Annotated in this window: 7 protein-coding genes and 1 pseudogene; 2 read left to right on the top strand and 6 right to left on the bottom strand. The window is 68.5% G+C overall.

Translation table 11 applies throughout. The features are described 5' to 3' along the window. Positions 1 to 1,080 (top strand): glycoside hydrolase family 3 N-terminal domain-containing protein (locus DM816_RS39680; protein WP_342768803.1); only part of this gene is annotated, 1,080 nt, incomplete at its 5' end. Here DM816_RS39680 and DM816_RS39685 read toward each other — a convergent pair. Beyond that, positions 1,028 to 2,209 (bottom strand): TMEM143 family protein, encoded by a 1,182-nt coding sequence (locus tag DM816_RS39685; protein ID WP_117215621.1) that lies wholly within the window; start codon positions 2,207 to 2,209, stop codon positions 1,028 to 1,030. The two genes, DM816_RS39680 and DM816_RS39685, sit on opposite strands and share 53 nt — an antisense overlap. Before the next feature lie 357 nt (positions 2,210 to 2,566). Here DM816_RS39685 and DM816_RS39690 point away from each other — a divergent pair, with 357 nt between their 5' ends. Continuing rightward, the gene (locus DM816_RS39690; RefSeq protein ID WP_117215622.1) at positions 2,567 to 3,082 is read left to right on the top strand and encodes a hypothetical protein; all 516 of its coding nucleotides are present in this window, start codon (positions 2,567 to 2,569) and stop codon (positions 3,080 to 3,082) included. On the opposite strand, the gene DM816_RS39695 is transcribed toward DM816_RS39690, so the two are convergent. From DM816_RS39695 to DM816_RS39715, 5 genes and pseudogenes are all read right to left on the bottom strand, one after another. Next, the gene (locus DM816_RS39695; RefSeq protein ID WP_117215623.1) at positions 3,075 to 3,749 is read right to left on the bottom strand and encodes a potassium channel family protein; all 675 of its coding nucleotides are present in this window, start codon (positions 3,747 to 3,749) and stop codon (positions 3,075 to 3,077) included. The two genes, DM816_RS39690 and DM816_RS39695, sit on opposite strands and share 8 nt — an antisense overlap. Next, on the bottom strand, positions 3,739 to 5,094 hold the full coding sequence (locus tag DM816_RS39700; protein WP_246002657.1) for a TrkH family potassium uptake protein: 1,356 nt from the start codon (positions 5,092 to 5,094) through the stop codon (positions 3,739 to 3,741). Before DM816_RS39700 ends, DM816_RS39695 begins: the two co-directional genes overlap by 11 nt. 43 nt (positions 5,095 to 5,137) lie before the next feature. After that, the gene (locus tag DM816_RS39705; RefSeq protein WP_117215624.1) at positions 5,138 to 5,407 is read right to left on the bottom strand and encodes an anthrone oxygenase family protein; all 270 of its coding nucleotides are present in this window, start codon (positions 5,405 to 5,407) and stop codon (positions 5,138 to 5,140) included. Then, a complete protein-coding gene (locus DM816_RS39710; RefSeq protein WP_162908328.1) occupies positions 5,404 to 5,565 on the bottom strand; it encodes a hypothetical protein in 162 nt (53 codons plus the stop codon). The genes DM816_RS39705 and DM816_RS39710 overlap by 4 nt, the downstream gene beginning before the upstream one ends. Before the next feature lie 70 nt (positions 5,566 to 5,635). After that, positions 5,636 to 5,926, bottom strand: a pseudogene (locus tag DM816_RS39715) (ABC transporter permease); the annotation flags it as partial.

Consider the following 5,926-nt stretch of genomic DNA (forward strand, 5'->3'; position numbering starts at 1 on the left):
AGCAGGCCTGCCGCGCCCCCGGCGACCGAGCCCGGGGCCCCGCCGACCGCCGCCGATGACGCCGCCCTGCGCAAAAAGATCGCCAGCCTGCTGGTTGTCGGTTTCCGCGGCGAGACCGTCAAGCCCGACGACTGGATCATGCAGGCCATCGCCGAGCACGGCCTGGGCGGGATCATCCTGTTCGACCGCGACCAGCAGACCGGCGGCCCGCGCAACATCACGTCCCCACAGCAGGTGACCGAACTGGTCAAGACGTTGCGGGGCGCGGCCCCCGACGGGCGCCTGATCGTGTCGATCGACCAGGAGGGCGGACGGATCGCGCGGCTCAATCCCGCCAACGGTTTCCCGGCCGTCATGTCGCAGGCCGAGGTCGGCGCGGCCAACTCCAACGCCGTGACCCGCAACTGGGCCTCGGGCATGGTCGAGAGCCTCACCTCGATCGGGGTCAATTTCAACTTCACACCGGTCGTCGACCTCGCGATCAATCCCACCAACCCGGCGATCGCCGAGCTCGGGCGCGCCTTCTCGGCCGACCCGGACGTGGTGGTGGCGTGCGCGACCGAGGAGATCCGCGTGCATCGCGAGGCCGGGATGAAGACGTCGCTCAAGCACTTCCCGGGATTCGGCAGCGCAACCGGCAACACCGATTTTGAAGTGGTTGATGTGGGTACCACGTGGAGCCGCGCCGAACTGGAGCCGTTCGCCAGGCTGATCGGCGCGGGCATGGCCGACTCGGTGATGGTGGCCCACCTGTTGAACAGGCAGCTCGACCCCGACCGGCCGGTCTCACTGTCGCGTGCGGTCGTGCAGGACCTGCTGCGCGGCGAGCTGGACTTCACCGGCCCGGTGGTCAGCGACGACATGCAGGCCGTGGCCATCACGAGCCGCTACGGGCGCGACGAGTCGGTGGCGCTCGCGCTGGAGGCGGGCGTGGACCTGCTGACGTTCGCCAATCAGGCCGTGTACGACGAGGCGGTCGTGGAGGGCACGATCACCAACGTGCTCGGCCTGGTCCAAAGTGGACGCCTCACCGTGGAGCAGATAGATCGCTCGGCCGCACGAGTCGAGCAGCTTCGTTGAGCGGGGCGGCGGTCAGCAGGCCCGCGCCGTCCTCGCGCACCAGCCCGAACTCGCGCAGCTTGCGCAGCCCGTCGTCGACCTCGAAGTCGACCCGTTCGGCCCAGCGCTGGGCGAACCAGTCCTCGATCGCGAGGTCCAGGTCGTCGGTGGTGAGCGGCTTCGGCGCGGTGCGGATGAAGTGGTACGCCAGCAACGCCTCGATCACCTCGGCCTCCTCGGCCGCATCGAGCAGGTGATGGAAGACGCCCGCGTCGTTGTCGAGGTTGCGGAAGTACAGGTTCTCCGACAGCGCCTTCATGAACAGGATTTTGCGATTCTTGAAGTTGGTCACCTGGCGCACGAAATAGGCGCCCAACGCAGTCAGTCCAATCCCGACAGTGACCAGCCCGGTGCGGTCCAGTGTCACGGGATCGTCGTGCAGCCCCATCCAGAAGGCGATGAGCAGCAGCAGGAGTCCCACCGAGGTCACCAGCTTGGTGGCTATCATCACGATCCCGGAGACGATCGCCGGTACCCCGATAAGCCATTTGTCAATGCCCCGCATCCGGACCTGGACGTGCGGAAACACCATCTCCAGGTCTTCCCTTGGCACATTCTGGAACAGCTTGATGATGGTGCGCCCGTCCCTGAACCTGGCGTAGACCAGCACGCGCGAGTACTCGGTCACGGTGACGGACTTGCGTCGCAGTCCAAACAGGACCGGCACCTCGCGTGTCACCGTCGCCTCGCCCCGGCGGAACAGCAGGATCCTGTCGATGGCCGACCGGTCAACGGCCAGGCGCACCTTCAGTAGCGAGTGCTCGGTGAAGGCCCGGTCGAGCTCGGCCGGGTCGATCTCGGTGAAGTTCGCGGCGCGGGCCAGCTCCGTCAGCTCGGCCTCCAACCGCCCTCGCGCCGCCTCACGCTCCTGTGGCCCGAGCTTGGCCACCGTGCGGGTGTCGGAGTCGGAATTGAACGGATGATAGGCGTCCTTGAGCGCCTCGATCCGCTCGTGAAACCGCAGATGCAGCACGACGGCGAGCATCCGGGCAAACCCGCGGAACGGCTCCCGCTCCGCCTCATCCACCTCATCGGCGAGCATCGCCACGATGTCCGCCTTGCGAAACGGAATGAAATGCTCGCCGCTCATGGAGACACCATACGAGACCCGCCGTGGCCCAGACTGTCGGCAAGCGGCCTATGCCGCTGGGCACTCCTCGGCCCGGCCGACCGCGCCGGACCCGTGACGGCCGGAACTGTATCGAGCGTCCGCCAGCCGTCTGCCCCCGGCGAACACTCGTGTGCCGTCGCCCAGCAAGATCGGCGGATCGAGTCGAACGTCGGCCGCGACAAGCATCATCGTCGCCGAGCCTGTGGCGCAAGCGAGCGTCTCGCCGCGGGCGAGCGCGCGGTGCAGATGGTTGGCGAAGAGCCTGCATTGGCCGTCGTCGGCGGTGCCGGGCCATCTCCGCGCTGGTCCTGCCGAGGCGAGTGGTAGAAGGATGGGGTGAAGGGGTTTGGGCGGCGGGAGTTCCAGCTGATGCTGCTGCGTCGGATGGCAGACTTCCAGCCCGGCCTGGTGGAGCAGGCGATCGCCGAGCTGGGGGCCACGCACGCCGAATACATGGTGGCGCACAACCGGTGGCAGTCGATGCTTCACGCCCGCCGGGCCTCGCGCGGCCTGGACCTGTACCGCGCCGCGCTCGGCCCGCCCGAGTCCGAACAGGACAGACGCGTCGGCGACGTGACCGTGCGGGCGTGCCGGTGGCGGCTGGCGGGCCTATGGCCCGACCTGCACTGGGAGGCCGTGGTGGGGGAGCGCCGGGTCGTGCTGCACGGCTGGCTGGTGAGAGCCTCCGGCACACCGATGGTGGGACAGCCGTGGGGATGTGTCGTTGGCGATGTGCTGGAGCGCTTTCCCGAGGCACGCCAACGCGACCCGGACGTGCCGTCGCAGTGGCTGGTCGAACTCGGCGACGCCCGGCTGTGGTTTGTGCACGGCCTGCTGCAGGCGATCAGGTGACCGCCGCGAACCGCTCCACATCCTGCGTCTTGCCCGCGACGATGAGCAAGGCATCGGCCGGGACAACGGTTTCGGGCCGGGCGTAGGTGAAGTCCTCGCCGCGCCGCTTCACCCCGACCACGGTCACGTTGTATCGCGACCGCAGCCCGACCTGTGCGAGCGTCTTGCCGACCGCCTCCCTCGGCGCCCGGGTCTTGGCGATGGAGAAGTGGTCCTCGAACTCGATGAAGTCGATCATCTTGCTGGTGATGAGGTGCGCGGTGCGTTCGCCCATCTCCGCCTCCGGCCGGATGACGTGTTTCGCCCCGACCGCCGTGAGCACCTTGGCGTGCTTGACGGAGATGGCCTTGGCCCAGATGTCGGTCACGCCGAGCTCCCTGAGCGCGACGACCGTGAGCACGCTCGCCTCGATGTCGGTGCCGATGCCGACCACGGCCCGGCGGAAGTCGGCCACACCGAGCTGGCGCAGCGCCTCCTCGTCGGTGGAGTCGGCCTGCGCCACGTGGTTGAGCCGGTCGGCGTACTGCTGGACGATCTCCAGGTCTTCGTCGAGCCCGAGCACCTCGTGCCCGAGCCGGTGCAGCGCCTCGGCCAGCGTGCCACCGAACCGGCCCAGTCCGATGACGACGATCGGTTCGTCGGTGGAAACCTCATGTTTAGCCGACAATGGGTCGCTCCTCTGGATAGCGGTACAGCGCACGCCGCTCGCTGAGCGCCAGCGCCGAGGCGACGGTGACAGTGCCCACCCTGCCCACGTACATCAGAATTATCAGCACGAGCTGGGCCGAGGGCGGCAGCGACGGGGTGATCCCGGTGGACAGGCCCACCGTGGCGAAGGCGGACGTCGCCTCGAAGAACACCCGCTCCAACGGCTCGTCGGTCAGTATCAGCAACGCGATCGTCCCGGCGGCCACGAACGCGACCCCGAGCAGGGCCACCGTGACCGCCTGCCGCTGGGTGCTCTCGGCGACCCGCCGCCGCCCGGCGACCACGTCGCGCTCGGCTCGGATCTCGGCCCAGATGACGAACGCCAGCAGGAAAAACGTGGTCACCTTGATGCCACCGGCGGTGCTCGCGCTGCCCCCGCCGATGAACATCAGCCAGTCGGTGATGAGCAGCGTTTCCGAGTGCATCTGTCCGAAGTCGACAGTGCTGAGGCCTGCGGTGCGGGGTGCGGTGCCCTGGAACAGCGCGGCGAGGATCTTCGACGGCAGATCGAGCGGTCCGAACGTCTTCGGGTTGGACCACTCCAGCACCAGCATGGTGAGGAACCCGACGGCCAGCAGCGCGGCGGAGCCGTACACCGTGATCCGGGTGTGCGTCGACCACCTGGTCGGGTGCATGCCCCGGCGGGACAGCTCATACACCACCGGGAAGCCGATGCCGCCGGCAAGCACACCGATGATGATCGGCAGGCAGATCCACCAGTCGCCGACGAAGCCCATCATGCCGTCGGAGAACAGAGCGAAGCCGCCCTGATTGAACCCGGAGACGGCGTGAAAGACGCCCAGCCACGCCGATTCGCCGAACGAGTAGCCGTATCCGACCCAGAACCGCCCGGTCAGGACGATCGCGATCAGTGCCTCGGTGACCGCCGCGAACACGGCGACACGCAGCAGCAGGCCCTTCAGGTCGCCTAGCCCCGCCGCCCGGGTCTCGTGCTGTGCGACCAGCCGGCCGGTCAAGCCCAGCCTGCGGGCGATGGTCAGGCCCAGCAGCGAGGCGAGCGCCATGATGCCGAACCCACCGACCTGCATGAGCACCAGCTGCACCACATGCCCGAACGGGGTCCAGTACGTCGCCGTGTCGACCACGGCGAGGCCCGTCACGCACCCGGTCGAGGCAGCGGTGAACAGCGCGGTGAGAAGCGGCGCTCCGCCCGGCCCGCTCCTGGCGATGGGCAACATGAGCAGGAGCGTGCCGACGGCGATGAGGCACGCGAACGCGATCGGGACGATCCGGGCCGGATGCCTGAGACCGCCGCGTCGTCGGCGTCTGCCGATCCGGAGCACGCGGTTGAGGGTACCAGCAAGGTCACTTGGAGACGGGTGACGGTCAGCCGGCGGTGCTCATCTCCGCGAGGAGGCAACCGAAAGCCGCGACCGACAGGACCACGCGGACCCCGTTCCACCGGACCCACTTGGCCTCCTGGAAATCGCGGCGCACCCGGGCCCGGTCGATCGACTGGAACGCGCCCACGAACGTGCGGTCGTCGGTGCGGCGCAGGCCCGGCATGATCGCGTGCCAGTACAGCCAGAACACCCCGGCCTCCAGCCCCGCCGTCAGGGTCGCGGCCACCAGCACGATGTCGGCGAGCACGCTCACTGTCCACTCCCTCCGTCCAAACGCCTCAGTCCCTCGGCCCACAACAGCGGCAGCTGCGCTCCCGCGACCTTCCAGTGCAGGTGGGTCCCGTCCGGGTCCGGCTCCGTGAACCAGCGTGAGTGAAAACCGCCGTCCCTTTTAGTCTTGCGGATGGTCATGAAGGGCGACGATAGCCGCATCCGCTCTCGCCGCCCTGTCATCACGCTTTCGCGAGGATCCCCATTGCCTTCAGGTGATGGGAATGTCGCGCCTGCGCAGTGTCGCAAACCCGGCGGCGAACAGGGCCGTGGCCAGACCGGTCAGGATCAGCAACGGGGTGGCTTCCACTTCTGTTCCTGGTACCCGTGGAATGTGCGTGAACGGGGAGGCGTCCAGAAGCCACTGGCTCAGCCGCAGCAGCGCGCCGATCTGCCCGAGCAGGAAGCAGAGCCCGAGCGCCGCCCAGCCCACCGCCGCGGCCATTCGCGGCAGCAGCCCGAAGGCGGCCACGGTGAGCCCGGCCAGCAGCCACACCGCCGG

Source organism: Allorhizocola rhizosphaerae, from assembly GCF_003426775.1.
Taxonomy (GTDB): Bacteria; Actinomycetota; Actinomycetes; order Mycobacteriales; family Micromonosporaceae; genus Allorhizocola; species Allorhizocola rhizosphaerae.